Annotated in this window: 24 protein-coding genes and 2 tRNA genes; 18 read left to right on the top strand and 8 right to left on the bottom strand. The window is 52.3% G+C overall.

Going from position 1 to position 26597, the window contains the following annotated elements; all coding sequences use genetic code 11:
• The 3 genes from KQJ18_RS01380 to KQJ18_RS01370 form a co-directional block, all read left to right on the top strand.
• On the top strand, nucleotides 1–866 hold an 866-nt coding region (locus KQJ18_RS01380), incomplete at its 5' end, for an ATP-grasp domain-containing protein (protein ID WP_216421266.1).
• 8 nt (nucleotides 867–874) lie between these two features.
• Complete coding sequence (locus KQJ18_RS01375; RefSeq protein ID WP_223851240.1) at nucleotides 875–1957, top strand: AbrB family transcriptional regulator; 1083 nt, start codon at nucleotides 875–877, stop codon at nucleotides 1955–1957.
• 97 nt (nucleotides 1958–2054) lie between these two features.
• Entirely contained in the window at nucleotides 2055–2279 is a 225-nt protein-coding gene (locus KQJ18_RS01370) for a hypothetical protein (RefSeq protein ID WP_087857776.1), read from the top strand.
• Nucleotides 2280–2382: 103 nt separating this feature from the next.
• Here the strand turns inward: KQJ18_RS01370 and KQJ18_RS01365 are convergent.
• Together KQJ18_RS01365 and KQJ18_RS01360 are read right to left on the bottom strand one after the other, a co-directional pair.
• A tRNA-Asn gene (locus KQJ18_RS01365) sits at nucleotides 2383–2458 on the bottom strand.
• A 99-nt stretch (nucleotides 2459–2557) separates the two neighbouring features.
• Nucleotides 2558–4045: an EmmdR/YeeO family multidrug/toxin efflux MATE transporter gene (locus KQJ18_RS01360; protein ID WP_121528886.1), complete on the bottom strand. Its 1488-nt coding sequence runs from the start codon at nucleotides 4043–4045 to the stop codon at nucleotides 2558–2560.
• A gap of 160 nt (nucleotides 4046–4205) precedes the next feature.
• On the opposite strand from KQJ18_RS01360, the gene KQJ18_RS01355 reads away from it, so the two are divergent.
• The 9 genes from KQJ18_RS01355 (at nucleotide 4206) to KQJ18_RS01315 (ending at nucleotide 10763) form a co-directional block, all read left to right on the top strand.
• Nucleotides 4206–4281: transfer RNA gene (locus tag KQJ18_RS01355), tRNA-Asn, on the top strand.
• Between the two features lie 436 nt (nucleotides 4282–4717).
• Nucleotides 4718–5077 carry a purine nucleoside phosphoramidase gene (gene hinT, locus KQJ18_RS01350; RefSeq protein ID WP_003030826.1) on the top strand — a complete coding sequence of 120 codons (360 nt, stop codon included), beginning with the start codon at nucleotides 4718–4720 and terminating at the stop codon, nucleotides 5075–5077.
• Between the two features lie 2 nt (nucleotides 5078–5079).
• A complete protein-coding gene (locus tag KQJ18_RS01345; RefSeq protein ID WP_038639814.1) occupies nucleotides 5080–5454 on the top strand; it encodes a YcfL family protein in 375 nt (124 codons plus the stop codon).
• Nucleotides 5455–5467: 13 nt separating this feature from the next.
• On the top strand, nucleotides 5468–6109 hold the full coding sequence (gene lpoB / locus KQJ18_RS01340; RefSeq protein WP_038639817.1) for a penicillin-binding protein activator LpoB: 642 nt from the start codon (nucleotides 5468–5470) through the stop codon (nucleotides 6107–6109).
• Entirely contained in the window at nucleotides 6090–6914 is an 825-nt protein-coding gene (thiK, locus tag KQJ18_RS01335; RefSeq protein ID WP_069323338.1) for a thiamine kinase, read from the top strand. Before lpoB ends, thiK begins: the two co-directional genes overlap by 20 nt.
• A gap of 10 nt (nucleotides 6915–6924) precedes the next feature.
• The gene (gene nagZ / locus KQJ18_RS01330; protein WP_216421265.1) at nucleotides 6925–7950 is read left to right on the top strand and encodes a beta-N-acetylhexosaminidase; all 1026 of its coding nucleotides are present in this window, start codon (nucleotides 6925–6927) and stop codon (nucleotides 7948–7950) included.
• Nucleotides 7951–7971: 21 nt separating this feature from the next.
• A complete protein-coding gene (gene ycfP, locus KQJ18_RS01325) occupies nucleotides 7972–8514 on the top strand; it encodes an alpha/beta hydrolase YcfP (RefSeq protein ID WP_003030817.1) in 543 nt (180 codons plus the stop codon).
• Between the two features lie 236 nt (nucleotides 8515–8750).
• Complete coding sequence (ndh, locus tag KQJ18_RS01320; protein WP_038639829.1) at nucleotides 8751–10055, top strand: NADH-quinone dehydrogenase; 1305 nt, start codon at nucleotides 8751–8753, stop codon at nucleotides 10053–10055.
• A 168-nt stretch (nucleotides 10056–10223) separates the two neighbouring features.
• Nucleotides 10224–10763, top strand: a complete 540-nt coding sequence (locus tag KQJ18_RS01315) for a glycine zipper 2TM domain-containing protein (protein WP_003030814.1) — start codon at nucleotides 10224–10226, stop codon at nucleotides 10761–10763.
• Between the two features lie 57 nt (nucleotides 10764–10820).
• Here the strand turns inward: KQJ18_RS01315 and KQJ18_RS01310 are convergent, their stop codons facing one another.
• Together KQJ18_RS01310 and comR are read right to left on the bottom strand one after the other, a co-directional pair.
• Nucleotides 10821–13001, bottom strand: a complete 2181-nt coding sequence (locus KQJ18_RS01310; protein WP_038639832.1) for a TonB-dependent siderophore receptor — start codon at nucleotides 12999–13001, stop codon at nucleotides 10821–10823.
• A gap of 247 nt (nucleotides 13002–13248) precedes the next feature.
• A complete protein-coding gene (gene comR / locus KQJ18_RS01305; protein ID WP_038639835.1) occupies nucleotides 13249–13884 on the bottom strand; it encodes a TetR family copper-responsive transcriptional repressor ComR in 636 nt (211 codons plus the stop codon).
• Nucleotides 13885–14127: 243 nt separating this feature from the next.
• On the opposite strand from comR, the gene bhsA reads away from it, so the two are divergent.
• Complete coding sequence (bhsA, locus tag KQJ18_RS01300; RefSeq protein WP_029139491.1) at nucleotides 14128–14385, top strand: multiple stress resistance protein BhsA; 258 nt, start codon at nucleotides 14128–14130, stop codon at nucleotides 14383–14385.
• Nucleotides 14386–14471: 86 nt separating this feature from the next.
• Here the strand turns inward: bhsA and KQJ18_RS01295 are convergent, their stop codons facing one another.
• From KQJ18_RS01295 to KQJ18_RS01285, 3 genes are all read right to left on the bottom strand, one after another.
• Nucleotides 14472–15437 (bottom strand): L,D-transpeptidase family protein, encoded by a 966-nt coding sequence (locus KQJ18_RS01295; RefSeq protein WP_087857773.1) that lies wholly within the window; start codon nucleotides 15435–15437, stop codon nucleotides 14472–14474.
• Nucleotides 15438–15585: 148 nt separating this feature from the next.
• Entirely contained in the window at nucleotides 15586–19032 is a 3447-nt protein-coding gene (gene mfd, locus KQJ18_RS01290) for a transcription-repair coupling factor (protein WP_087857772.1), read from the bottom strand.
• A 118-nt stretch (nucleotides 19033–19150) separates the two neighbouring features.
• Nucleotides 19151–20215: an acyltransferase family protein gene (locus KQJ18_RS01285; RefSeq protein ID WP_085048507.1), complete on the bottom strand. Its 1065-nt coding sequence runs from the start codon at nucleotides 20213–20215 to the stop codon at nucleotides 19151–19153.
• Nucleotides 20216–20476: 261 nt separating this feature from the next.
• Here KQJ18_RS01285 and lolC point away from each other — a divergent pair, with 261 nt between their 5' ends.
• Genes lolC through cobB form a run of 5 tightly spaced genes read left to right on the top strand, consistent with a single transcriptional unit; the run spans nucleotide 20477 to nucleotide 25381 of the window.
• On the top strand, nucleotides 20477–21676 hold the full coding sequence (gene lolC / locus KQJ18_RS01280; RefSeq protein ID WP_137351545.1) for a lipoprotein-releasing ABC transporter permease subunit LolC: 1200 nt from the start codon (nucleotides 20477–20479) through the stop codon (nucleotides 21674–21676).
• Nucleotides 21669–22370 carry a lipoprotein-releasing ABC transporter ATP-binding protein LolD gene (lolD, locus tag KQJ18_RS01275; protein WP_085048506.1) on the top strand — a complete coding sequence of 234 codons (702 nt, stop codon included), beginning with the start codon at nucleotides 21669–21671 and terminating at the stop codon, nucleotides 22368–22370. Before lolC ends, lolD begins: the two co-directional genes overlap by 8 nt.
• On the top strand, nucleotides 22370–23614 hold the full coding sequence (gene lolE, locus KQJ18_RS01270) for a lipoprotein-releasing ABC transporter permease subunit LolE (protein ID WP_150344916.1): 1245 nt from the start codon (nucleotides 22370–22372) through the stop codon (nucleotides 23612–23614). Before lolD ends, lolE begins: the two co-directional genes overlap by 1 nt.
• A gap of 18 nt (nucleotides 23615–23632) precedes the next feature.
• Nucleotides 23633–24544, top strand: a complete 912-nt coding sequence (nagK, locus tag KQJ18_RS01265) for an N-acetylglucosamine kinase (RefSeq protein ID WP_085048504.1) — start codon at nucleotides 23633–23635, stop codon at nucleotides 24542–24544.
• Between the two features lie 15 nt (nucleotides 24545–24559).
• Nucleotides 24560–25381: a Sir2 family NAD+-dependent deacetylase gene (gene cobB / locus KQJ18_RS01260; protein ID WP_069323348.1), complete on the top strand. Its 822-nt coding sequence runs from the start codon at nucleotides 24560–24562 to the stop codon at nucleotides 25379–25381.
• A gap of 142 nt (nucleotides 25382–25523) precedes the next feature.
• Here cobB and potD read toward each other — a convergent pair whose 3' ends face one another.
• Nucleotides 25524–26570: a spermidine/putrescine ABC transporter substrate-binding protein PotD gene (gene potD, locus KQJ18_RS01255; RefSeq protein WP_003030797.1), complete on the bottom strand. Its 1047-nt coding sequence runs from the start codon at nucleotides 26568–26570 to the stop codon at nucleotides 25524–25526.
• Nucleotides 26571–26597 lie beyond the last annotated feature (27 nt).

Here is a 26597-nt window from a genome sequence, read left to right as displayed (position 1 = left end):
AGTTACCGATTCCAGCAATGGCTCGCGTGGGAAATGCGACGGCAATGGCCTCATTTATTGCGCAACACGGATATCCCTGCGTGATAAAACCAAATGATGGACGTGGATCTCTGGGGGTGGTGGTTTTAAAAAATGAAGGTCAGTTATTTAAATATCTGGCGCAGATGAAATCCTCTGAATACCATAATCTGTTAATCGAGAAGTTTATTGAAGGTGAGGCTTATCAGATCAACGCGTTGTATCTGCAGGGGAAACCCATATTTATTTCCGCCTCTCGGGCCACGGTATCTTGTCTTGATTTTCTATCAGGGCAAACCTTAGGGCTGGTCATGGAAGATGATAATTCACTACACCAGAAGTTGATTGACTATACAAAATACCTTGCGAAAGAAGTCTTCCCTATTGAGAAAAACACCTTACTTCATCTTGAGGTATTTGTGGATCAGGGCGGTAATATTATTTTCGGCGAGCTTGCCTGCCGGTTAGGCGGATGTTTCGTTAATGAAGAATTAGGTGCGGCGTTTGGCCTCGATCCGCGTATGACATGGCTGAAGGCCTGTCTGAACGAAACGTATCCGCGGGATTTAGCGCAAAGAATACCTGTTATCCGGGTTGGACAACTGAATGTGCCGCCTTCTCAAGGAACCTTACAGGCTATTGCGGATAAATGTCCGTTACCTTTTGTGATCAATTATCGGGCTACAGGTGTTGTCGGACGTCATTACGATGTGATGAAACTGACGAATGGTGAGATTGTCAGTGCTATTGTTGAAGGTGAGTCCAGTCGTGAGATTGAGGAACATCTTGCGATGCTAACGCAATGGGTGATCGATAATACGCATTGGGTTAAAGATACGGTGCACTGAATATATTCATGACGGTGCCGGCGAAAACTATTGTTATCAGAACAACCGGCCTGGAGAGGTACTGGATGAGAGTATTGGCAGGTATTATCCTCTGTTTTCTCGTCGGGCAGGGATTCACTTTCTGTAACGTTCCGCTGGGCATGATGTTTGGTGCCCTTTTTACCGTGCTTATGCTCAAACGTATTGGGTTCTCCGTATCCTCAATGCCGGGGAGTATCACGGTTATCCAGCTTTCTCTCGGAATCTCGATAGGGATTATGTTCAGAGATTTTTCATATGGCGAGCATCGGCAGATAAGCCTTTTGTTTGCTTTGTTATTACTCTGCTTATCTTTACAATTTACCTTGAGTTACTTCTGGTGTGTGCGGCGGTTAGGCTGGAGTAAAGAAGAGGCGCTTTTAGGTGCGGTGCCAGGAGCGATGGCGGCGGTACTGGCGTTAGCCTCCCATATTAAGACGCCGCCACAAAAGATTGTGATCTCGCATTCTCTGCGTCTCATTACCCTGACGTTTCTGGCCGGGTATATCACGCGTGGGGCATCTGCAGATATTCTGGCTGCGACTCCAGCCGTTTTTTTCTCCGGGCACAATCTGCTCTGGCTGACCGGAATGGTATTAGCAGGATATATTGCGGGGAAGTTTCTGGAGCGCTTACATTTCCCGGCACCCTTTATGATAACCTCGCTGGTTTGCGCGGCGGCATTGCACCCTTTATCTTCACAACCACTAATTTTTCCTGATCTCTTTAACCAGATTAGCATGGTGTTGATGGGGATCTTGCTGGGGCATCATTTTACGACTTATTCGATGGCTGAATTTAGTCGTCATCTTTGGTCTTCGGTACAGCTTGTTCTGATTGGACTGGGGGTGACGATAATCATGGCATTTATCTCGGCGCGCTTGCTGGATTATCCCTTCCCGGTGTTGATGCTCTCCTGGGTTCCCGGCAGCGTAGAGTCGATGTCATTTGCCGCGCTGGCGTTAAAAGCGGATGCGAGCTTTGTTATGGCGAATCATATTATTCGTATGCTTCTCATTCATACCGTTCCAGCATTGGTTTTCTTTCGCAAAAGACAGATGAAAGTAGATTAATGTCTTCCTTGAAGAGCAAGGGATTGTTGTGGCGTTGCGGTTATTATTGCGCTTATCCGCCGCTGGCCTAAAGGTGACGGATTGATTGCTGAAGCCTATGTATACCACTCGTCTGAAAAAGGTGGGCGGATCCATCATGCTGGCGGTCCCTCCCGCCGTGCTGAAAACGCTGGGGCTGTCGACGGACAGCGAAGTGGGCATGACCATTGATGATGGCTGCCTGATTATTGAACCCCAGAAACGGCCCCGTTATTCGCTGCGACTAGCACAGAACTATAGATATGGCGGCCCGGAACGGCAAGCGTCTGGAACGCATACCTGACGCCGTTGTCAATGAGGTGCTTGCCAGGCTGGATGCGATTCTGTGTTAACACCAGAGACGCAAAAAAGCAAAAAGCCTGCTCGAAAGCAGGCTTTTCTGAATTTGGCTCCTCTGACTGGACTCGAACCAGTGACATACGGATTAACAGTCCGCCGTTCTACCGACTGAACTACAGAGGAATCGTGTGAACGAGGCGCATATTAGCGACACCACTCAGCGATGTCAAAGCCTGAATCGATAAATTCAATCGTTTGCCGAAATATTCCCCATTTCGCCGATTATTCAGGCGCAACAGGTTGTTTTATGCACTTTTCCTGTTCGGGACGCGGGTATTTCCATAACCAGCGGCCGGTCACCATACGCCAGTAAAATAATGCGGCGCGTACGGCCCAGTCGAAGAACATCCCTAACCAGACGCCGACTACGCCCCATCCTAAAACGATCCCCAGGGTGTAACCTACCACAACGCGACAGCCCCACATGCCCAGCATAGATACCCACATTGCGAAACGGGCATCGCGTGCGCCCTTAAACCCAGCAGGTAATACCCAGGAGGCTGCCCATATCGGCATAAATGCCGCATTGAGCCAAATCAGAATGACTATGACCTCTTTTACGTCCTGATCCTGGGTATAAAACGAGGCCATTACGCCAGCAAAAGGGGCGGTTAGCCAGGCAATGGCAGTTAAACCAATGGTCGACAGCCAGAATACATGCCGTAACTGAATTTCGGCTTGGGCAATCTGGCCGTTTCCCAAACGCCTGCCGGTGATGATTGTCGACGCAGAGCCTAAAGCATTTCCCGGTAGGTTGATGAGCGCGGCGATAGAAAATGCAATGAAGTTTCCTGCAATTACGCTGGTGCCCATCCCTGAGACAAACATCTGCGTTAACAGTTTACCGCCATTAAACAGCACTGACTCGATGCTGGCTGGAATACCGATCCCCATCACCTCCCAGATAATGGCGAGGTTGAGTGGCTTAAAATAACTTTTGAAAGTGATACGTAACGCCGGATTAAAACCAATCATCAGTACCCAAATAATAGCGATCGCACCTATGTAGCGTGAAATGGTTAGTCCGAGTCCGGCCCCCACGAATCCCAGTCCTTGCCAGGAAAAAATCCCGTAGATCAGGATACTGCTGATGACGATATTCAGAATATTCATGCCGCCATTAATCAACAGCGGTATTTTGGTATTGCCCGCACCGCGTAGGGCACCACTACCGATTAACGCAATAGCTGCCGCCGGGTAGCTGAGCACAGTTAGCTCCAGATAGGTAAGTGCCAAAGCCTTAACGTCTGGCGTTGCTTCACCTGCGACAACGTCAATAATCTGTTGACCAAAATAGTGAATGACTGCAGCCAGTACGGTTGCAAAAATCGTCATGATCACCAGCGATTGTCTGGCAGCAGCTCTGGCCCTGCGCCGATCTCGTTTTCCCAGGCTAAAGGCGACTACCACCGTGGTACCCAGATCGATGGCGGCGAAAAATGCCATGATAACCATATTGAAACTGTCGGCGAGACCGACACCTGCCATCGCTTCTTTTCCCAACCAGCTCACCAGGAAGGTACTCAGGACACCCATTAACAGCACACAGGTGTTTTCCAGAAAAATAGGGACCGCAAGCGGAGTGATTTCGCGCCAAAAGAGAACTTTATAACTCTTGCGTTTGGCATACCAGGGCGTGCGGGAAGCGACCTGACGTAAGGCAGCGGAGACGTTCAAAGTGGACCTTAAAGAAGAAAGTTGAAACCTCATTTCAAATGATGAGGGAGAATCCAAAAAGCTGCAAAGTTTTTTCCATTTAAAATGTCTGCAAATGCAACAAACTGTCGAGAGAAGCATCAATTGAGCGTTATTCAGGAAAATGGGGTTTGACAAAAAAAATTTCGCCGCTAAGATTAGCCTCCACAACGATTCCTCTGTAGTTCAGTCGGTAGAACGGCGGACTGTTAATCCGTATGTCACTGGTTCGAGTCCAGTCAGAGGAGCCAAATTTAAAAAGCCTGCTTAGGAAACTAAGCGGGCTTTTTTGCCTTTGTTTGGCTGCCAGGCGCAGTTATCTGGCGAGCTGCTTTTTGAGTTGAGTTATACAGTGTTGTTTTTCCACACTGAGTACCGGCGATTAGCACGCCAGTTGATTGCTCCACGTAATCCCTCTCTATGGGAGAATCATTGAGATTCTCTATAACCACTAACATTCCATACGCATACAGATGATACGGCACAAATGAAGCATCGTTTCAGTACTATGCTTAAGCGATAGCATAGGGAAATGGTTATAAGAGCGGCGCTGACCAGGGTTTTTGCTTAAAAAATCGAGGGTTAAAGTTGAAAGAGCGTGAGTAACTCGCTCATACTCTATACTCGCAGTGTTACCCGGCGTAGCATGGCATAACGCTTGGGCTGTTAATGAAAAAGGAAAACGTCGTGGCAGAAGAAACTATATTCAGCAAAATTATCCGTCGTGAAATTCCATCGGATATCGTGTACCAGGATGAACTGGTCACAGCGTTTCGTGATATTTCCCCTCAGGCACCTACGCATATTCTGATCATCCCTAATATCCTGATCCCCACCGTCAACGATGTGACGGCAGAACATGAGCAGGCGCTGGGCCGAATGATTACCGTTGCGGCGAAAATCGCGGAGCAGGAAGGTATTGCTGCGGATGGATACCGTTTAATCATGAATACCAATCGTCACGGCGGCCAGGAGGTGTATCACATTCATATGCACCTGTTGGGTGGACGTGCGCTTGGTCCAATGCTCGCACATAAAGGTCTTTAAGCATGACCAGAGGATGCATTGCACTTTCACTGGGCTTGCTGTTGCTGGCAGGCTGTCGCTCACACCCCGAAATTCCGGTCAGTGATGAACAGTCTCTGGTGATGGAATCAACGATTCTGGCGGCGGGCATAACCGCAGAACAGCCCGTGTTAACAACATCTGATATTCAGGCCTCAGCATCCTCGCGACTCTATAACGAAAGACAAGAATCCGTCACCGTGCATTATCGGTTTTACTGGTATGACGCCAGAGGGTTGGAGATGCACCCTCTGGAAGCGCCACGCAGCGTGACTATCCCGGCTCATTCGTCTGTCACACTGTACGGCAGCGCCAATTATCTGGGGGCGCACAAGGTTAGACTTTATCTATATTTGTAAGGGGTGAATCTTGATGATCAAAATGAATCGCTACGCATTGCTTGCCGCGCTGGCGATGTTTCTTTCTGGGTGTGTGGCTCAACGTGAACCCGCGCCGGTAGAGGAAGTGAAGCCGGTACCGGAACAGCCCGCGCAGCCGCAACAGCCAGTACCAGTAGTACCAACGGTGCCAAGTATACCGCAGCAGCCGGGTCCGATCGAACACGAGGATCAAACGGCGCAGCCAACACCGCGCCAACGTCACTACGACTGGAACAGCGCAATGCAGCCGATGGTAGGTAAAATGCTGCAGGCCGATGGTGTCAAAGCGGGTGGTGTTCTGCTGGTTGATAGCGTGAATAATCGTACCAACGGCTCGTTGAACGCTGGCGAAGCGACTGAAACCTTACGTAACGCGCTGGCGAATAACGGCAAATTTACCCTGGTTTCCGCCCAACAACTGGCTGTCGCCAAGCAGCAGTTAGGTCTGTCGCCGAACGATAGCCTTGGAACGCGCAGCAAAGCGATTGGTATTGCCCGTAACGTTGGTGCGCAGTATGTGCTCTACTCCAGCGCATCTGGCAACGTCAATTCGCCGGCACTGCAAATGCAATTAATGCTGGTACAAACTGGCGAGATAATCTGGTCAGGTAAAGGTGCCGTTCAGCAACAATAACAGACTGACGCGCGATGAAGTGCTGTCGCGCTACTTTCCGCAGTATCATCCCGTCGTAGCCAGCCACCACGGCCTGAGCGGCGGGAGCTGCATTATCGAATATCAGACCCACCGTTTAGTGCTGCGCTGCCATCACGACCCCGACGCGCCGGAATCGCATTTTCTGCGCCAATATCATGCCTTAAAACACCTACCGGAAAATCTTGCGCCCCGACCTCGTTTTTATACGCGTGGCTGGATGGCAGTCGACTTTTTTCAGGGTAAGGTAGAATCCAGATTACCGGACGCCGACGAACTTGCTGACTTATTGTATTATCTGCATCAGCAACCCCGACTGGGCTGGCGAATCAGTCTGCTGCCGTTACTCGAACAGTACTGGCAGTGCGGTGATCCGGCGCGTCGTACACCACATTGGTTACGAGCGCTGAAGCGGCTAAGAAAAAGCGGCGAGCCCCGACCTTTGCGGCTGGGGCCGCTGCATATGGATGTCCACGGTGACAACATCGTGCGCGGGGCGTCAGGGTTGCGGCTGATTGACTGGGAATATGCCGGAGACGGCGATATCGCCCTCGAGCTGGCGGCGGTGTGGGTCAGTGATGAACTCCAGCACCAACAGCTGGTCAGCGCCTATGGCCGACGAGCACGCATTGAGCCAACCGTTTTGTGGCGACAGGTCAGGCGATGGCGACCCTGGGTAATCATGCTAAAAGCGGGGTGGTTTGAGTATCGCTGGCGACAAACCGGCGATCAACAATTTATCAGGCTGGCCGATGAAACCTGGCGGCAGCTAACAATGAAAGGATGAGGAGAGCAGTGTGGGCCCAGTAATGTTGGATGTCGAAGGGTATGAGCTGGACGCTGAAGAGCGAGAGATTCTGGCGCATCCGCTGGTAGGTGGGTTGATTCTCTTTACCCGAAATTATCATGACCCGGAACAGTTGCGTGAGTTAGTGCGTCAGATCCGTAGCGCGTCACGTAATCATTTGGTCGTGGCGGTTGATCAGGAAGGCGGACGCGTACAGCGTTTTCGCGAAGGTTTTACCCGCCTGCCTGCGGCGCAATCCTTTGCCGCGCTACACGGTCTGGAAGAGGGCGGCAAACTGGCTCAGGACGCGGGGTGGCTGATGGCCAGCGAAATGATCGCCATGGATATTGATATTAGCTTTGCACCGGTTCTGGACGTGGGACATATCAGCGCAGCGATTGGCGAGCGCTCTTATCATGCCGATCCGCTGAAAGCGTTGGCGATGGCGACCCGCTTCATTGACGGTATGCATGCCGCTGGCATGAAGACCACCGGTAAACACTTCCCCGGGCATGGAGCGGTGACGGCGGATTCGCACAAAGAAACGCCAACCGATCCACGTTCAGAAGCAGAGATTCGTGCGAAGGATATGTCCGTGTTCCGGGCGTTAATTACGGAAAACAAACTCGATGCCATTATGCCTGCGCACGTTATCTACAGCGATGTTGATCCGCGTCCGGCGAGTGGTTCGCCTCACTGGTTGAAGACGGTACTGCGTCAGGAGCTTGGCTTCGACGGCGTTATTTTCTCCGACGATCTGTCGATGGAGGGTGCGGCGATTATGGGAAGCTACGCCGAGCGTGGGCAGGCATCGCTGGATGCTGGTTGCGATATGATCCTGGTCTGCAATAATCGTAAGGGAGCGGTCAGTGTGTTAGATAATCTGTCGCCGATCAATGCAGAACGTGTTACACGTTTGTATCATAAAGGTTCATTTTCACGTCAGGAACTGATGGACTCGACACGCTGGAAGACGGTAAGCGCCCAGCTCAACCAGCTTCATGAGCGCTGGCAGGAAGAGAAAGCAGGTCATTAACGCACGTTTGGCGAGGATGCGATGATTATCTATTTACACGGTTTTGACTCTAATAGTCCGGGCAACCACGAGAAGGTGTTGCAGCTGCAATTTATCGACCCGGATGTCAGGCTGATTAGCTACAGTACACGGCATCCTAAACATGATATGCAGCATCTGCTGAAAGAAGTGGACAAAATGTTGCAGCTTAATGTGGACGACCGTCCGCTGATTTGTGGCGTCGGGCTGGGGGGATATTGGGCAGAACGTATTGGTTTTCTGTGTGATATTCGTCAGGTGGTATTTAATCCTAACCTGTTCCCATATGAGAATATGGAAGGGAAAATCGACAGACCTGAAGAGTATGCTGACATTGCGACAAAATGCGTGACCAATTTTCGTGAAAAGAACCGCGATCGCTGCCTGGTGATCCTCTCTCGCCATGATGAAGCTCTGAACAGTCAGCGCTCGTCAGAAGAGCTGCATCATTTTTATGAGATCGTCTGGGACGAAGAGCAGACGCATAAGTTTAAAAATATCTCCCCGCATTTGCAGCGCATTAAGGCGTTCAAGACGTTAGGTTAAGCCTGATGAGCGTCTAAAAAACCAGCTTTCGGGCTGGTTTTTTTTGTCCTTAACCTTCCGGTTGTCTATCTTTTCAGCATCAAAACTTGATGCACATCAATTTTGGTATGACCAATGCACCGTTCGTGTTATTCTCACTCTCGAAGGACATTTTCATTATCGTAACTTGTTGTTAATTAAAGGCTATGCCAATAACTTTTAATTAACAATTGGTTAATAAATTTGAGGGGGTCACGTTGACTACACCATTGAAAAGGATCGTGATTGTCGGCGGCGGTGCTGGCGGACTGGAAATGGCGACGCAGCTGGGTAAAAAGCTGGGGCGTAAGAAAAAGGCCAAAATTACGCTGGTGGACAGAAACCACAGCCATTTATGGAAACCGTTACTGCATGAAGTGGCGACCGGTTCTCTGGATGAAGGTGTTGATGCGCTGAGCTATCTGGCGCATGCCCGTAACCATGGCTTCCAGTTCCAGTTGGGCTCGGTGGTTGATATCGATCGCGAAGCGAAGACCATTACTATCGCTGAGCTGCGCGATGAGAAGGGCGATCTGCTGGTTCCTGAGCGTAAAGTGCCGTATGACACGCTGGTGATGGCGCTGGGCAGTACGTCCAACGATTTCAACACGCCGGGCGTCAAAGAGAACTGTATTTTCCTTGATAACCCGCATCAGGCGCGTCGTTTCCACCAGGAGATGCTGAATCTGTTCCTCAAGTATTCCGCGAATCTGGGCGTTAACGGTAAAGTGAATATTGCCATTGTCGGCGGCGGCGCGACGGGGGTTGAACTCTCCGCGGAACTGCACAATGCGGTTAAACAGCTGCACAGTTATGGCTACAAAGGACTGACCAATGACGCGCTGAACGTTACGTTGGTTGAAGCCGGTGAGCGTATCCTGCCGGCATTGCCGCCGCGGATTTCCAGCGCCGCGCACAATGAATTAACCAAACTGGGCGTACGCGTACTGACGCAGACGATGGTTACCAGCGCTGACGAAGGCGGGTTGCATACCAAAGATGGCGAATACATTGAGGCTGACCTGATGGTGTGGGCCGCAGGGATCAAAGCGCCAGACTTTATGAAGGATATTGGCGGTCTGGAAACGAACCGGATTAACCAACTGGTGGTTGAGCCGACGCTGCAAAGCACACGCGATCCTGACGTGTATGCGATTGGCGACTGCGCTTCCTGCGCGCGTCCGGAAGGTGGATTTGTGCCGCCGCGCGCTCAGGCTGCGCACCAGATGGCGACCTGCGCGATGAACAATATCCTGGCGCAGATGAACGGCAAGCCGTTGAAAGCGTATCAGTACAAAGATCACGGTTCTCTGGTCTCGCTTTCTAACTTCTCTACCGTCGGTAGCCTGATGGGCAACCTCACGCGCGGTTCAATGATGGTAGAAGGCCGTATTGCGCGCTTTGTCTACATCTCACTGTATCGTATGCATCAGATTGCGCTGCATGGTTACTTCAAAACCGGCCTGATGATGCTGGTCGGCAGTATTAACCGGGTGATTCGTCCGCGTCTGAAACTGCATTAATATTGACCTCAGGCGTCGGACAATTTCACGCATCCGACGCCTTCCTTCAGAGTTCTCTGAATCATCTCGCTTTATCCCTGCCTTCCGCTATTTTCATCCGTAATCTGATTGGCATTCCTTACCTTCTGTTGCAAAGTTGTTGCTAATAGCAAAAAAGGAGGAAGTCCCGTGAATAAATCAATGTTGGCGGGTATAGGGATTGGCGTAGCTGCTGCGCTGGGTGTTGCAGCGGTGGCCAGTCTTAACGTTTTCGAGCGTGGCCCACAGTATGCACAAGTTGTCTCTGCAACACCGATTAAAGAATCGGTAAAAACGCCACGTCAGGAGTGTCGGAACGTGACGGTCACGCACCGCAAGCCGGTGCAAGATGAAAACCGTATCGCGGGTTCTGTGCTAGGTGCCGTAGCTGGCGGTGTTATCGGCCACCAGTTTGGTGGCGGACGCGGTAAAGATATTGCCACCGTGGCGGGGGCGTTAGGCGGCGGCTATGCCGGTAACCAGATCCAGGGTTCGATGCAAGAAAACGATACGTACACCACCACGCAGCAGCGCTGTAAAACGGTGTATGACAAATCAGAAAAAATGCTGGGCTACGACGTGACGTACAAAATTGGCGATCAGCAGGGGAAAATTCGTATGGATAAGGACCCCGGCGCGCAAATTCCGTTGGATAACAACGGACAGTTGGTACTGAATAACAAAGCGTAAAATAGCATTATCCTGAACATTAGCCCCCCATTCGCTCAGGCTGGGGGGCTTTTTTTATCAGAAGGTTAAGGCGTAGTTCAGACCAAAGGTACGACCCCGGCCCTTGTATTCATACAGTGACGGGCTGCCATAAGTTGGGCTGTACAGCAGTGGCGCACGTTGTCCCCATAGCGTGGTGTACTCTTCATTCAGCAGGTTTTCCACGCTGAAGGTCAGCTTACCTAACGGGAGCTGATAGCTGCCGATAAAGTCCATGGTGTTATAGCCGTCCAGCTTATTGCCGCTGGCGTCACTCAGATCAAATGTTTGCTGGCTCTGTACACGCAGCGACCACGGTTCAGGCGCCCAGCCGACCCATGCGGTTGCTTTAGATGGTGAAGCCAGAGTGACATCCCATTTCTGCCATTTACCGTTTTGTTTCACTTCGGATTTAATGACGTTGAAGTTGCCGCCCAGACTCCAGTCAGTATCGGCGATGAAATAATCTACCGCACCTTCCAGACCATAAATTCGACGATCGTCGGGCTGTACGTTTATGGTCATATCACTGCGGTTGATAACGATCGATTTATCCGAAGTGGAGTAATAAGCAGCCAGTTGCGTGCGCAGGTTATCGCCCGTGTAACGCCATCCCAGCTCGTACGAGTTAACTTTAATCCCTTCCAGGCGAGAATCCGCCACGTTGACGCTGCGCAGGAGCTGGTAATGATCGCCAACCAGGGAATAGGTGCCGTTACCGTAATATTTCCCCGGATCCGGAAGCTCAACGCCTTGAGAGAAATTAAACCAGGTTTGCTGGCGCTCAGTCAGGTGGGCGAGGATCCCGGCGTTAAACAGGAAGTTATCGTAATCGGTTTTACCGCCCGGGATGGTATCGGCGGAGTTTGCAAGGCCCGTCGCGATTCCCTGCTGTTGGGCATAGCCAACGAAATCATCAACCCTGTTTTCGGTCCATTGATAGCGTACGCCGCCACTGAGAGTGAAGATATCGTTTATGTCATAGCTGTTTTGCAGGAAAGGCGCGAAGTTGGTGATGCTGTAACCAGGATAACGCCCGGTAGTATAAGCGGTACGGTTGTCCATGCCACCGGAGGGCAGAGAGTAAGCCAGATCGAAGAATTTCTGATTGGAATCGAAGGTTTCATGATCCGCATCGATACCCCACGTCAGTTCCCAGTCATCCATCACCTGGCTGTTGAGGGTAATTTTGGCACCGAACTGGTCGGTATCCTGCTGTGAGGCGGAGAAACTGGTGACCTTGCCTTTGCTCAGCGTAGGGAAGGGGTAGAATTTTAGCGATTCGTCGCGGTAATAGATTTGACTGACCAGGTTCTGACCAAAGAAGTCTGCATCGGAATACTGCAGACTGATCAGATGGCGCTCGGTGCCGGGAATACGATCGGAGTTCAGTCCGCTGCTGGTATAAGCTTTACCGTTTCCGGTCACGGCGGACATGTTCTCGCCGAGATCCAGCCCGTAATCTTCATCCCCCTGACTCTTGTAGTACTGGGTAACCAGTTGTAATTGACGGTTATCATCCAGCTCAATCGTCCCGGTGCCCATCACGTCCAGACGATCGGAATGCTGCAGGCCGGTTTGGGTGTTATCCAGCAGCAGAGCATCGTGGTTGCCGTCATACCAACCGCCAAACCGTTGATACGCGACGGACATACGACCGGATGCACGATCGGTTCCTCCACTCACCGCGGCGGCGACGCGTTCGTCATGATCGTTACTGTTATTAAACCCGCTTTTACTGCCCAGTTCGAGTTCGACTTCACGCTCAGGCTGACCTTTTTTGGTGACGATGTTGATCAAACCGCCGGTACTTCCTCCGCCATACAAGGATGTTGCGCCTGAGATGACTTCAATATGAGCAATGTTAAACGGGTCAATGGAGTCAAGTTGACGGCTGTCGGTACGGGAGGAATTCAGACGGACACCGTCTATCAATACTACGATGGCGCGACCGCGCATGTTCATGCCGTAATTGGTTCGTCCCTGGCTGCTGACATCAATTCCGGGGATTAACTGAGCAAGAACATCCTTGAACTCTTTACCACCCTGAACTTGCTGTTCAATTTCGCTTCCTTCAATAACCCAGGTCGTTTGCGCCATTTCTGCCACGGTGCGTTGGCTGCGGTTAGCGCTGACGATGAGATTCTCTTCCTCCGCTGCGATAGCCGGTAGGGTTAAGGATAATAAGAGCGGATTGAGCACCCAGAGACGCTTATGCATTTGTATTCCTTTTAAAAAAGTCGGTCTGTTTTTGTTATTGCGGTAGAGAAACCGATAGTTACATTGGGAAACAGGTGTTAAAACAAATGCGAATATTGCTGATAATAATTGTCGTTATCAATACATTTTTTAAAAAAGATCTGCTAATGCGATGAAAACAATAAGGAATGAAGGGTTATTGGTACAAAAAACCGAGGGCTTTTAGCCCCCGGCGGTGTCATCTGTTCGTGGAAGAGAGAGGAAAGGATTAAGCTTTGATGAGTTCGGGCCACAGCCGTAGGGTGGTGTGTGCGATCTGCATCAGTTTCTCAAATGATGCGCCTTCACGGGCGCTAATCGACATACCCTGTAAAATGCAGTTCAGGTATTCGGCCAGCTTTTGCACGTCGCAGTGGGCCGGAATTTCGTCACGCTGCTGGCGCTGACGAAGGAACTGGGTAAGCGTCTGTTCCTGCATCGCATGGCGTGATTTCACCGTGTGGGCGATCTCGCGGGAAGAGGCCGCCAGCGTCGCGGACGTATTAATCATAAAACATCCTGCCGGAGTATCTTTACTGGTAAAGCAGGTCGCTATGGCGGTGAAATAGTCTTCCAGTGCTGACTGAAGGCTTTTTTCTTCGCAAAACAGCTGAGCTTCGTGTTTCGCCGCGAAGCGAGTTATATAGCGGTCCAGCACGGCACGAAACAACCCTTCCTTGTTGGTAAACTCCGCATACAGCGTGGGCGCTTTCGCACCCGTTGCTTCCACGAGATCGGCGAGCGATGTCGCTTCATATCCGTGCTGCCAGAAGAGTGTCATGGCCTTATCAAGCGCGGCTTCCCTGTCGAACACTTTTGGTCGGCCACGGCTTTTTTTTGCACAACCTGTCGTTTCAGTTGTCATGGCGCCGATGTACCTTTGTTGGGTTTATTGAATAATCATTATAAAAATATTCCCCCCCACACTCCAGCGGATTAGCGATAAAAATAATTTATAGCTATTAGCATGAAAAATAAGGTCTTTATCTTTTATATAACGATCATTATAAAAAAATGTTGACGTGTGACATGGATCACATCTATGATTTACCTATCGATCGTTAAGTTAATCATTACGACACCCATTCATCTGCAAAAGGTCACTATTATGAAAAACGTAAAAACTCTGTTTGTTGCTGCTGTTCTTAGCTCACTGTCATTTGCCAGCTTCGCCGCTGTTGAAGTTCAGGCCACGCCTGCAGGTCAACAGAAAGTTGGTACTATCTCTGCAAATGCGGGGACGAACTTAGGTTCTCTGGAAGATCAACTGGCGCAGAAAGCGGATGAGATGGGCGCGAAGTCTTTCCGTATTACTTCCGTTACCGGTCCTAACACCCTTCACGGGACTGCCGTTATCTACAAATAAGATTTAACCCATCGCAATGCCACTGCGAGTTAAATAAAAAACCCCCGCGGAATAAAATCCAGCGGGGGTTTTTTTATGGGTAATGTTTACATCGGTTGTTGAGCCACGTCGTGATGACGGGTGACATCGACTGGCATGCCTGAGCGAATCTCCATCGCATGTTCCATGACGGCAGGATCCGTTTGCGCCGCATTCTTAAAGGTCTGCATTGCGGCGTTCAACACGATCGGCAGCAGTTGCGGGTCATCATTGATCTTTTCTGACAGCGGCTGGTGCACTTCCACCAGTCGCATGCCGTTAGGTTCGACCGAGGCTTTGATCGGCGTGTTAATGATATTGACTTTGGTTCCTGGCTTCACTTGACGGAACAGGGTTTCAATATCACCGTCGCGCAGACGAATACAGCCGGAACTGACACGCATACCGATACCAAAGTCAGCATTGGTGCCGTGCAGCAGATAAACACCGCCGTATGCGGCTAAGCGAATTGCGTGATGGCCCATCGGGTTATCTGGCCCGGCAGGGACAACGGCAGGAAGATCGATGCCGTTTGCTTTATAGCGCGCGCGGATATTTGCCGTAGGCGTCCAGGTGGGATTAGCGCGTTTATCGGAAATGGTGGTTACCATGGTGGGCGTCAGCGTATCACCACCTAACTGGCCAATGCCAATAGGATATACGGTCACCGAATTTGTCCCCGGCTGGTAATAATAAAGACGCAATTCGGCGAGGTTGATGACAATACCTTCGCGCGGTGCATCCGGTAACAGGGTTTGCAATGGGATAGTCAAAACGCTGCCAGGACGAGGCACGAAAGGATCAACGCCGGGGTTGGCCTGCAGCAGCGCTAAAAAGCCGACGTTGTATTTTTTCGCAATAGCTTCGAGAGAACCGCCATTGTCTTCGACAACGTGAACGGTATTCTGTCCCACCAGACGGCTTCCCGGCGGCGGCAGCGGCCAGGTGTTTGCCTGAGCCGGAAGTGCTAACGCGAAGGTCGCTGCAAGCGTAAAAAAGGCTAACCAGCGAGAGAGTCGATTATTGTTTAACATCACCATAAATCCATTGTTTTTACGTGGTTTTTATTATGTAAAAGTAAACAGGAATTATGGCCGTTTGCTGTGTCGGGAAGTGCAGGGAAGTGCAAAGAGTTTGTAAATTCACCGGCCGGGAGCGTTATGTGCGCTCCCGGCCTGCTCACTATGCTACGGCGTTTTCTTCAAGTTGGCGCATAAACTGGCGTACCCAGTCGATTCGCGTTTTACGCTCGCCCAGATCCTGCATAAATTTCAGCCGGGTTGGACCGTCCAGACGGAAGTGCTGCGGCTGTTTTTGCAGTAAACCAATCAGCCACACCGGGTTAACGTGGTTTTTCTCTGCAAACTCAATCGTGCCGCCTTTTTCATTGCCTTCAAGCTTTCTGATGCCCAGTTTCTGCGCCTGTTGGCGTAACCGGGCAATATCCAGCAACGTACGGGCCGGATCGGGCAGCAGACCAAAACGGTCTATCAGCTCGACCTTAATTTCTTCCAACTCGTTTTCGCCTTTCGCACTGGCAATACGTTTGTAGAACGACAGTCGCGTGTTGACATCGGGAATATAGTCATCCGGCAGCAGTGACGGCATGCGCAGTTCAACTTCGGTTTGCTGGCTGGTGAGATCTTCCAGCGACGGTTCGCGTCCCTCTTTGAGCGCATCGACAGCATTTTCCAGCAGCTCCATATACAGCGAGAAGCCGATGCTTTCCATGGAACCACTCTGATCTTCACCCAGCAGTTCCCCGGCGCCGCGAATTTCAAGGTCGTGGGTCGCCAGCGCAAAGCCAGCGCCCAAATCTTCCAGCGAGGCGATGGCTTCCAGGCGCTTTTGCGCGTCGGTGGTCATCGCTTTTGGATGCGGCGTCAGCAGCCAGGCGTACGCCTGATGGTGTGAACGTCCCACACGGCCGCGCAACTGGTGTAATTGCGCCAAACCAAAGTGATCGGCGCGTTCGATGATAATGGTGTTGGCGGTCGGGATGTCGATCCCGGTTTCGATAATAGTGGTACATACCAGAACGTTAAAGCGCTGATGGTGGAAATCGTTCATCACGCGTTCCAGTTCGCGCTCGCGCATTTGACCATGGCCGATACCAATACGCGCTTCCGGCACCAGTTCCGCTAATCTGTCAGCGGTTTTCTGGATATTTTCGACGTCGTTAAACAGATAATAAACTTGCCCCCCGCGCAGAACTTCACGCAGGATAGCCTCGCGAACCACCAGATTGTCATATTCACGCACAAAGGTTTTCACCGCCAGACGACGGGCAGGAGGCGTGGCGATGATCGACAGATCGCGCATGCCGCTCATCGCCATATTGAGCGTACGCGGAATAGGCGTTGCCGTCAGCGTCAGGATATCGACATCCGCGCGCATTGCTTTGATGCGCTCTTTATGACGAACGCCAAAACGGTGCTCTTCATCGACAATCAACAGACCCAGATCTTTTAGCTTCACGTCCGCTTGCAGCAGTTTGTGGGTGCCGATGAGAATATCGATTTTCCCTTCGGCCACCTGCTCCAGAATCTGCGCTTGCTCTTTGGCGCTACGGAAACGGGACAGCATTTCAATACGTACCGGCCAGTTGGCAAAGCGATCACGGAAGTTGTCGAAGTGCTGCTGAGCGAGCAGGGTAGTCGGAACCAGCACGGCCACCTGCTTGTGGTTCTCTACGGCGAGGAAGGCGGCGCGCATCGCGACTTCGGTTTTACCAAAGCCGACGTCGCCACACACCAGGCGGTCCATGGCCAGCGGCTGGCACATATCGCTGAGCACCGCGTTGATCGCCTGCGCCTGATCGGGCGTAGTTTCAAACGGGAAACTGTCGCAAAACAGTTGGTACTGCTCACGATCATGCTTAAAGGCAAAGCCCTCTTTCGCCGCACGCTGAGCATAGATATCCAATAGTTCTGCCGCGACATCGCGCACCTTCTCAGCGGCTTTCTGACGGGCGCGAGACCAGGCATCGCCACCCAGTTTATGTAGCGGCGCATTTTCTTCCGCGCCGCCAGCGTAACGGCTGATCAGGTGCAACGATGACACAGGCACGTACAGTTTGGCGTCGTTGGCGTAGGTGAGCATCAGGTACTCGCCGGTGATACCGCCCGCTTCCAGCGTGGTCATCCCGGCATAACGGCCAACGCCGTGCTCCAGGTGCACCACCGGTTGACCGGGATGCAGTTCGGCGAGGTTACGAATTAACGTATCAGGATTGATGGTGCGACGAGAATCCTGGCGGCGGCGCGCCACGCGCTCCCCGAGCAGATCGCTTTCGCAAATCAGCGCCAGGTTGCGTTTGCTATCAATGAAGCCGTGTTCAGCTGCGCCAATCATCAGATAGCGACCATTGTCGACGGCTTCGTCGAGACGCAATATGCGCTTCGGCGCGATTTTGATACGGGCGAGCAGTTCGCCAAGCGCTTCGCGGCGACCTTCGCTTTCAACGGAGAAAATCACCGGACCGGTGAAGCCTTCAAGGAATTTACGTAACGCATCTAACGGCGCTTTTTGCTGCGCCTGAACCGCGATATCTGGCAACTTCTGGAAGCCGAGGTTAGTATTCGCGGCTTTGTTCGCCAGAGTCTCAGTTTTCAGTTGAACACGGGGCCAGCGTTTAAGTTCGGAGAACAGCTCATCTACGCGCAGCCACAGCGAATGTGGCGGCAGAAGCGGGCGCATCGGATCAACACCCCGGTTCTCAAAACGCGACAGGGTATCAGCCTGGAAGCGCTCCGCACTGGTCTCTATATCGCCGGTATTGACCAATAACGTATTGGCGGGGAAATAGCTGAACAGGGGGGGCAGCGGCTCGCTGAAAAACAATGGCTGCCAGTATTCGATCCCGGCAGGTAACGTGCCTTTGCTGACCTGCTGGTAAATATGTTCGGCGTCGCGTTTAACTTCAAAGGTATCGCGCCACTGGCTGCGGAACAGCTCAATCGCCGTTTTATCGGTCGGGAATTCATGCGCGGGCAGCAAATTAATGGCGTCGACTTCTTCCAGTGTGCGCTGGGTGTCGGTATCAAACAGACGCAGGCTGTCGATTTCGTCATCAAAGAAATCCAGTCGATAAGGTAATTCGCTGCCCATGGGGAACAGATCCAACAACGCGCCGCGCGTGGCGTATTCGCCGTGCTCCATCACCTGATCAACATGGCGGTAGCCCGCGCTGTCCAGTTGTTCGCGCAGGGCGTCGCGCGAAAGCCGCTGACCTTTTTTCATCACCAGCGCATGACCATGCAGATAGCTGTGCGGACAGACGCGCTGCATCAGCGTGTTCACTGGCACAATCAGTACACCGCGCTGCATCGCGGGGAGTTGATACAGCGTGGAAAGCCGCGAGGAGATAATCTCCTGATGAGGGGAAAAGCTATCGTAGGGCAGCGTTTCCCAGTCCGCCAGGTTCATTACCATCTGGTCGGTAAACTGACGAATTTCATCATGCAGTCGCAGGGCATTTTGCATGTCCGGCGCGATCAGTACGACAGGACCCGCATGACGTTCAGCAATTTCAGCGACCAGCGTCGCGCAAGCTGCGCCGGTCAGTTCGCCTAACTGGCGCTGGTCAGAAGCGCTGGCCGGGAGCGTGTAACGATGTTGTTCAGGCATTCGGTTGTCAGGATCTCGTTTAGATATACATCTGATAAGCAATGTTCTTTATTATCCGTGATCGTTTCTCATAAGCAAATTGATTCGCCCCCTGATGGGGGCAAAAAGCGCGTTGAAATTAGCGCGAGGCCGTCGATAAAGACGGTGGAGAAAAGAGCAAGTCGGCAACGGTTTTTTGCGAAATCTTACGCACCAGCAAGCCAAACAGAGTGCACAACAGCAGGCAGGCGAAGGGATAAACCAGCAGCAGGAGCAACTCGCCGTACGCAGGCCAGGCGGCATGATTGATTTTGGGGATTAGCGTTAAGCTGAACAGCTCAACCAAAATACGGTGGGTGGTATAGATGGCGATAGTATTGGATCCAATCACGCTTAACGGGCTGGATGCGCGCATACCAAAGCGCTGCTCGAACTGATAAAACAGCTTCATGATTAGTACAATAGACAGGAGGGAAAGCAGTAGCGAAATATTTGCCAGCCACGCGACCACGGCGGCGACTACGCTAACCATAAATATGAGCGTATGGCGGCGCAGAGGAACCTCTTTGATCCATACCATCAGCGTTGCGCCAAACCAGGCGCCGAGGCTGTACCAGGGCAGGTTGCGAATCACGCTGTTCATTCCCCACCACGGCGTGGGGAAAAAATTGATCGCCACGCTCAGCACGACAAACAGCGCCAACAGCGGTAATGCCCAGCGGTTGAACATCTTACACAGCACAAAATAGACAATCAGCGCATACAGATACCACAAGCTGGTGCTGGCGGTCAGCATCCCGTGGGTAAAGCCAGCGATTGAACCGGCATACGCGGCGTTGGCGGCATGACTCAGATCGCGTTGCGGAGCCAACCAGTCATTGAGCGAGACTAACGCCAGCCATTGCACGACTCCCCATAGCACCAGTACCCAGGCAATACTCCAGATCCGTTTATCCACACAGGTTGTCCAGGGAACGCTATCGATGTAGCGGCGGATCAAATAGCCTGAAATAAAGAAAAATACCGGCATACGAAACGGCGCCAGGTACAGATTGAGGTAAATCCAGCATTTGCTCAGCATCTCTGAAAGCGGATACTGAAAGGTGGTGAGGTGTGGGTAAAACGTAATGACTGAGTGATATATTACCACCAGACAAATGCATAACCCTTTGATTTGATTAATCCATAATTCTTTTTTATTCATTGAGACAGCGTACCCATGTTGTTTGCTATAGCCTGCCATCCTGCGCAACCCGCTGTACGCTGTAATGCGTAACTGTCTGCATTTTGTTTTTTTTAGGATAAAGATCAGGGACCCGGACTGAAGGGGGAGGGGTAACTACAGCGGATTGATTTATCTATCCTTTTAGGAATAGTGCTGACGAACACTTACGGTTCAGTCATTTACCCATTCCGCTTTCGCTTATATACTCGTGACTTTGCTAACAGCAACCAGACGGATTTCATGTACCAACCTGTCGCTCTATTCATCGGCCTGCGTTATATGCGCGGGCGTGCAGCAGATCGCTTCGGTCGCTTCGTTTCCTGGCTCTCCACCATCGGCATTACTCTCGGGGTAATGGCGCTGGTCACAGTATTGTCAGTGATGAACGGTTTCGAGCGCGAGCTGCAAAACAATATCCTTGGCCTGATGCCCCAGGCTGTTCTCTCGTCTGAACAGGGTTCCCTAAACCCGCAGCAATTGCCGGAAAAAGCGGTGGTGTTGAACGGCGTCAACCGCGTTGCACCCATAACAACGGGTGATGTGGTGCTGCAAAGTGCGCGTAGCGTGGCGGTTGGCGTAATGCTGGGTATCGACCCGGCGCAAAAAGATCCGCTCACGCCGTATCTGGTCAATGTGAAGCAAACAGATCTGCAACCGGGTAAGTATAATGTCATCCTCGGTGAGCAGCTTGCCGGGCAGTTGGGCGTTAACCGTGGCGATCAAATTCGCGTAATGGTGCCGTCCGCCAGTCAGTTTACGCCGATGGGGCGTCTGCCTAGCCAGCGTCTGTTTACGGTGATCGGCACCTTTGCTGCTAACAGCGAAGTCGACGGCTACCAGATGCTGACCAACATTCAGGATGCGTCACGCCTGATGCGCTACCCGGTGGGTAATATCACTGGCTGGCGTTTGTGGTTGAACGAGCCGTTAAAGGTTGACACGTTGAGCCAGCAAACGCTGCCGCAAGGTACCAAATGGCAGGACTGGCGCGAGCGTAAAGGTGAATTATTCCAGGCCGTGCGCATGGAGAAAAACATGATGGGGCTGCTGCTCAGTCTGATCGTGGCGGTGGCGGCTTTTAATATTATTACCTCGCTGGGTCTGATGGTAATGGAGAAGCAAGGGGAAGTGGCGATTCTACAAACTCAGGGGCTAACGCCGCGGCAGATAATGATGGTGTTTATGGTTCAGGGGGCCAGTGCCGGGATTATCGGCGCGCTGCTGGGCGCAGGGCTGGGCGCATTGCTCGCCAGTCAACTGAACAACCTGATGCCCATTATCGGCGTGCTTCTGGATGGCGCTGCGCTGCCGGTCGCCATCGAGCCGCTGCAGGTTATCGTCATTGCGCTGGTGGCGATGGCCGTCGCGCTGCTGTCTACGCTTTATCCTTCCTGGCGCGCTGCCGCCACTCAACCCGCTGAGGCTTTACGTTATGAATAAGATCCTGTTGCAATGCGACAACCTGTGCAAACGCTATCAGGAAGGCTCAGTGCAGACCGATGTCCTGCACGATGTCAGTTTTTGCGTTGGCGAAGGCGAGATGATGGCGATTGTCGGCAGCTCCGGCTCCGGTAAGAGTACGCTGCTCCATCTGTTAGGTGGGCTGGATACGCCAACTTCCGGCGACGTCATTTTTAACGGTCAGCCGATGAGCAAACTCTCGTCTGCGGCGAAGGCGGAACTGCGCAATCAGAAGCTGGGCTTTATTTACCAGTTCCACCATCTGCTGCCGGACTTTACCGCGCTGGAAAACGTGGCGATGCCGCTGCTGATTGGCAAGAAAAAACCGGCTGAAATCACCGCGCGCGCGCGCGATATGCTGAAAGCGGTAGGGCTGGACCATCGTGCCAGCCATCGCCCGTCTGAACTGTCGGGCGGCGAGCGTCAGCGCGTGGCCATTGCCCGTGCGCTGGTGAATAACCCTCGTCTGGTGCTGGCGGATGAACCAACGGGTAACCTTGATGCGCGCAACGCGGACAGCATTTTCGAGCTTCTGGGGGAGCTTAACCGCTCTCAGGGCACGGCATTTCTGGTGGTGACGCACGATCTGCAGTTGGCGAAGCGCATGAGCCGCCAGCTTGAAATGCGCGATGGTCGCCTGACGGCTGAACTGAGCCTGATGGGAGCAGAGTAATGGCTTCGCCTTTATCGTTATTGATTGGCCTGCGTTTTAGCCGAGGTCGGCGGCGCGGCGGTATGGTCTCGCTGATTTCGGTGATTTCTACCGTTGGCATCGCGTTGGGTGTGGCGGTGTTGATCGTCGGGTTAAGCGCCATGAATGGCTTTGAGCGTGAGTTGAACAACCGTATTCTGGCCGTGGTCCCGCACGGTGAAATTGAGGCCGTCAACCAACCGTGGAACAACTGGCAGGAAGCGCTCGATAAAGTACAGAAAGTGCCTGGTATTGTCGCCGCAGCGCCCTATATCAACTTTACCGGGCTGGTGGAGAGTGGGGCGAATCTACGCGCGGTGCAGGTGAAGGGCGTTGACCCGAAACAGGAGCAGCGTTTAAGCGCGCTGCCATCGTTCGTGCAGAACCACGCCTGGGATAATTTCAAAGCCGGTGAGCAGCAAATCATCATTGGTAAGGGGATTGCCGATGCGCTGAAGGTGAAGCAGGGCGACTGGGTATCGATTATGATCCCTAACGCCAGTGCGGACCATAAGTTACAGCAGCCTAAACGCGTGCGTTTGCACGTGACGGGCATTTTGCAGCTGAGCGGTCAGCTCGATCACAGCTTTGCCATGATCCCCATGGAAGACGCGCAGCAATACCTGGATATGGGATCCAGCGTTTCTGGGATCGCGCTAAAAGTTAGCGACGTCTTTAACGCCAATAAACTGGTACGTGACGCGGGTGAAGTCACCAATAACTATGTTTATATTAAGAGCTGGATTGGCACCTACGGCTATATGTACCGCGATATCCAGATGATCCGCGCCATCATGTATCTGGCGATGGTGCTGGTGATTGGCGTGGCCTGTTTTAATATCGTTTCCACGTTAGTGATGGCGGTAAAAGACAAAAGCGGTGATATTGCGGTATTAAGAACCCTGGGGGCTAAAGATGGTTTGATCCGTGCCATTTTTGTCTGGTACGGCCTGCTGGCGGGTTTGTTCGGTAGTCTGATAGGCGTCGTCATCGGGGTGGTTGTCTCGCTGCAGTTGACGCCAATCATCAACGGCATCGAGGCGCTTATCGGCCATCAGTTCCTGTCTGGCGATATCTATTTCATTGACTTCCTGCCATCGGAATTACACTGGCTGGATGTGATCTACGTGCTGGTGACAGCATTAGTGCTGAGTCTTTTGGCGAGTTGGTATCCGGCGCGTCGCGCCAGCAATATTGATCCTGCGAGAGTACTTAGCGGCCAATAACAATAAGAAGGAGCGGTGATGTATTACGGATTTGACATCGGCGGGACCAAAATTGCGCTGGGAGTATTTGATAACCAACGCCGTTTGCAATGGGAAACACGCGTCCCTACGCCTCGCGACAGCTATGAAGCTTTCCTTAATGCGGTCTGCAATCTGGTAATGGAAGCGGACCAGCGATTCGGCGTCAAAGGTTCGGTGGGTATCGGCATTCCTGGCATGCCGGAAACAGAAGACGGTACGCTGTACGCGGCCAATGTGCCTGCCGCCAGTGGTAAACCGCTCCGTGCAGATCTCAGTGCCCGCCTTGACCGCGATGTTCGCCTGGACAACGATGCCAACTGTTTTGCTCTCTCTGAGGCCTGGGACGACGAGTTCACTCAGTATCCGCTGGTTATGGGGTTAATCCTCGGCACCGGTGTCGGCGGTGGACTGGTGCTCAACGGTAAATCTATCACCGGACGCAGCTATATCACCGGTGAGTTTGGTCATATTCGTTTGCCTGTCGATGCGCTGACGCTGATGGGATTTGATTTCCCACTGCGCCGCTGCGGATGCGGCCAATTGGGCTGTATTGAAAGCTATCTCTCCGGTGGTGGATTTGCGTGGTTGTATCAGCATTACTACCATCAACCGCTGGATGCCCGTGAAATTATCGCGCTGTGGGAGCAGGGGGATGAGCAAGCGCGCGCCCATGTTGAACGTTATCTGGATTTACTGGCAGTCTGTTTGGGGAATATCCTGACCATCGTTGATCCTGATTTAGTGGTGATTGGTGGTGGTTTGTCGAATTTTTCCGCTATTACGACGCAACTGGCGGACAGATTGCCACGCCATCTGCTGCCGGTTGCCCGAGTGCCGCGTATTGAGCAGGCGCGGCACGGTGATGCGGGCGGAATGCGCGGGGCCGCTTTTTTACATCTTACCGATTAATACAAAGAGGTTGTTATGCTGTCGCGTCGGAGTCATCGGTTAAGCCGCTTTCGTAAAAATAAACGCCATTTGCGCGATCGCCTGCGTCAACGAATCTTTTTCAGAGACAGAGTGGTGCCTGAATTGATGGAAAAACCAAGAGTGCTGGTACTGACGGGAGCGGGGATTTCTGCCGAGTCAGGTATTCGAACCTTCCGCGCGACGGATGGTCTTTGGGAAGAACATCGGGTCGAAGACGTTGCGACCCCGGAAGGGTTTAGTCGCAACCCGGAACTGGTTCAGTCGTTTTATAACGCCCGTCGTCATCAATTGCAGCAACCAGAAATCCAGCCCAACGCGGCGCATATCGCGCTGGCAAAACTTGAAGCCGAGCTGGGTGACCGTTTTTTACTGGTGACGCAGAATATTGATAACCTGCATGAACGCGCGGGCAGCCAGAACGTCATCCATATGCACGGCGAACTGCTCAAGGTTCGCTGTTCGCAAAGCGGACAGATTCTGGAGTGGACGGGCGATGTGACCGCGGAAGACAAATGCCATTGCTGCCAGTTCCCGGCTCCGCTGCGACCGCACGTCGTGTGGTTTGGCGAAATGCCGCTGGGAATGGATGAAATTTATATGGCGCTGGCAATGGCGGATGTGTTTATTGCCATTGGCACATCAGGCCATGTTTACCCGGCCGCGGGTTTTGTGCATGAGGCGCGGCTGCATGGAGCGCATACGGTAGAGTTAAATCTCGAGCCGAGCCAGGTGGGAAGTGAATTCGAAGAGAAGCATTACGGTCCGGCAAGCCAGGTGGTGCCTGAGTTTGTTGAGAAGTTATTAAAAGGGCTGTGATTTTTTTTGCCGGATGGCGGCAAATGCCTTATCCGGCCTACGCTTCGCATTGATGTAGGCCCGATAAGCGTAGCGCCATCGGGCATTGATGATGCGCCGGATGGCGACGCTGGCGCGTCTTATCCGGCCTACGGGACGGCAATTAGCGTCCTGCTTTCAGCTTCTGATAATACTCTTCATAAATGGCGCTGGCGGAGCCGACGTCATTTTGCCATTCCCCTTTATTGATGGTTTCAGCATCAGGGTAGAGCGTTTTATCGTTTGCCACTTCCGGGCTCAGCAGCTTACGTGCCGCCAGGTTTGGCGTTGGATAACCGATAGTTTCTGCGACTTCTTTCGCCACGTCCGGGCGCAGCAGGAAGTTAATCAGCTTCAGCGCACCTTCTTTGTTTTTCGCATTAGCCGGAATAGACAGACTGTCCATCCAGAAAATACCCCCTTCCTTCGGCCACACCACCTCCAGCGGCGTACCCGCCTGGCGCGCGACATATGCGGAGCCGTTCCACACCATCCCCAGATTGACTTCGCCTTCCATATACGGGTTGGCCGGGTTGTCAGAGTTAAATGCCGCGACGTTAGGCATCAGCTTCTTCAACTCGTTATAGGCGGCTTCAATCTCTTTTGGATCGGTGGTATTGCCGGAATACCCCAGCTTGCGCAGCGCCATCTGGAAGACTTCACGCGCGTCATCGGTTAACAACAGGCTACCTTTGTACTCCGGTTTCCACAGGTCGGCCCAACTGGTTACGGTTTTCGGGTCGATGGCATCGCTGTTAACGCCAATGGCCGTCGCACCCCAGATATACGGAATGGAGTAGTCATTGTTGGGGTCAAACGGCTTGTTGAGCATTTCCGGATCGAGGTTGTGAAAATTGGTCAACGTCGACTTGTCGATCTTCTGGATCATGCCTTCTTTACGCATTTTATCGACGTAATAGGTAGACGGAACCACCAGATCGTACGCACCGTCTTTATAGGTTTTGAGCTTGGCGTACATGGTTTCATTCGACTCATAGGTCGAATAGATAACCTTAATGCCGGTCTCTTTGGTGAACTGCTCCAGCAGTCCTGGCGGCACATACTCAGTCCAGTTATAGAAATAGAGCGTGTTGTTGTCATTCGCGTGAGCGGCGCTCATGCCCAGTGCCAGAGCACCCGCCGCGAGCAGGTGGCGTGACCATTTTTTCATCATTTAACGTCCCCTGAATTAAGGGCC

The sequence above is a fragment of the Citrobacter sp. S55_ASV_140 genome (genome assembly GCF_018919505.1).
Taxonomy (GTDB): Bacteria; Pseudomonadota; Gammaproteobacteria; order Enterobacterales; family Enterobacteriaceae; genus Citrobacter; species Citrobacter werkmanii.
The sequence above is the reverse complement of the archived record's forward strand: the minus strand, read 5'-3'. Positions and strand labels throughout refer to the sequence as shown.

Excerpts from the sequence above, each read along its gene's own strand:
- lolC (WP_137351545.1), top strand. The coding sequence starts at position 20,477 with ATGTACCAACCTGTCGCTCTATTCATCGGCCTGCGTTATATGCGCGGG.
- KQJ18_RS01310 (WP_038639832.1), bottom strand. The coding sequence starts at position 13,001 with ATGCATAAGCGTCTCTGGGTGCTCAATCCGCTCTTATTATCCTTAACC.
- ycfP (WP_003030817.1), top strand. The coding sequence starts at position 7,972 with ATGATTATCTATTTACACGGTTTTGACTCTAATAGTCCGGGCAACCAC.
- potD (WP_003030797.1), bottom strand. The coding sequence starts at position 26,570 with ATGAAAAAATGGTCACGCCACCTGCTCGCGGCGGGTGCTCTGGCACTG.
- lolD (WP_085048506.1), top strand. The coding sequence starts at position 21,669 with ATGAATAAGATCCTGTTGCAATGCGACAACCTGTGCAAACGCTATCAG.
- nagK (WP_085048504.1), top strand. The coding sequence starts at position 23,633 with ATGTATTACGGATTTGACATCGGCGGGACCAAAATTGCGCTGGGAGTA.
- KQJ18_RS01375 (WP_223851240.1), top strand. The coding sequence starts at position 875 with ATGACGGTGCCGGCGAAAACTATTGTTATCAGAACAACCGGCCTGGAG.
- lpoB (WP_038639817.1), top strand. The coding sequence starts at position 5,468 with ATGATCAAAATGAATCGCTACGCATTGCTTGCCGCGCTGGCGATGTTT.
- KQJ18_RS01345 (WP_038639814.1), top strand. The coding sequence starts at position 5,080 with ATGACCAGAGGATGCATTGCACTTTCACTGGGCTTGCTGTTGCTGGCA.
- KQJ18_RS01285 (WP_085048507.1), bottom strand. The coding sequence starts at position 20,215 with ATGAATAAAAAAGAATTATGGATTAATCAAATCAAAGGGTTATGCATT.
- mfd (WP_087857772.1), bottom strand. The coding sequence starts at position 19,032 with ATGCCTGAACAACATCGTTACACGCTCCCGGCCAGCGCTTCTGACCAG.
- lolE (WP_150344916.1), top strand. The coding sequence starts at position 22,370 with ATGGCTTCGCCTTTATCGTTATTGATTGGCCTGCGTTTTAGCCGAGGT.
- comR (WP_038639835.1), bottom strand. The coding sequence starts at position 13,884 with ATGACAACTGAAACGACAGGTTGTGCAAAAAAAAGCCGTGGCCGACCA.
- bhsA (WP_029139491.1), top strand. The coding sequence starts at position 14,128 with ATGAAAAACGTAAAAACTCTGTTTGTTGCTGCTGTTCTTAGCTCACTG.
- KQJ18_RS01360 (WP_121528886.1), bottom strand. The coding sequence starts at position 4,045 with ATGAGGTTTCAACTTTCTTCTTTAAGGTCCACTTTGAACGTCTCCGCT.
- cobB (WP_069323348.1), top strand. The coding sequence starts at position 24,560 with ATGCTGTCGCGTCGGAGTCATCGGTTAAGCCGCTTTCGTAAAAATAAA.
- KQJ18_RS01295 (WP_087857773.1), bottom strand. The coding sequence starts at position 15,437 with ATGTTAAACAATAATCGACTCTCTCGCTGGTTAGCCTTTTTTACGCTT.
- KQJ18_RS01370 (WP_087857776.1), top strand. The coding sequence starts at position 2,055 with ATGTATACCACTCGTCTGAAAAAGGTGGGCGGATCCATCATGCTGGCG.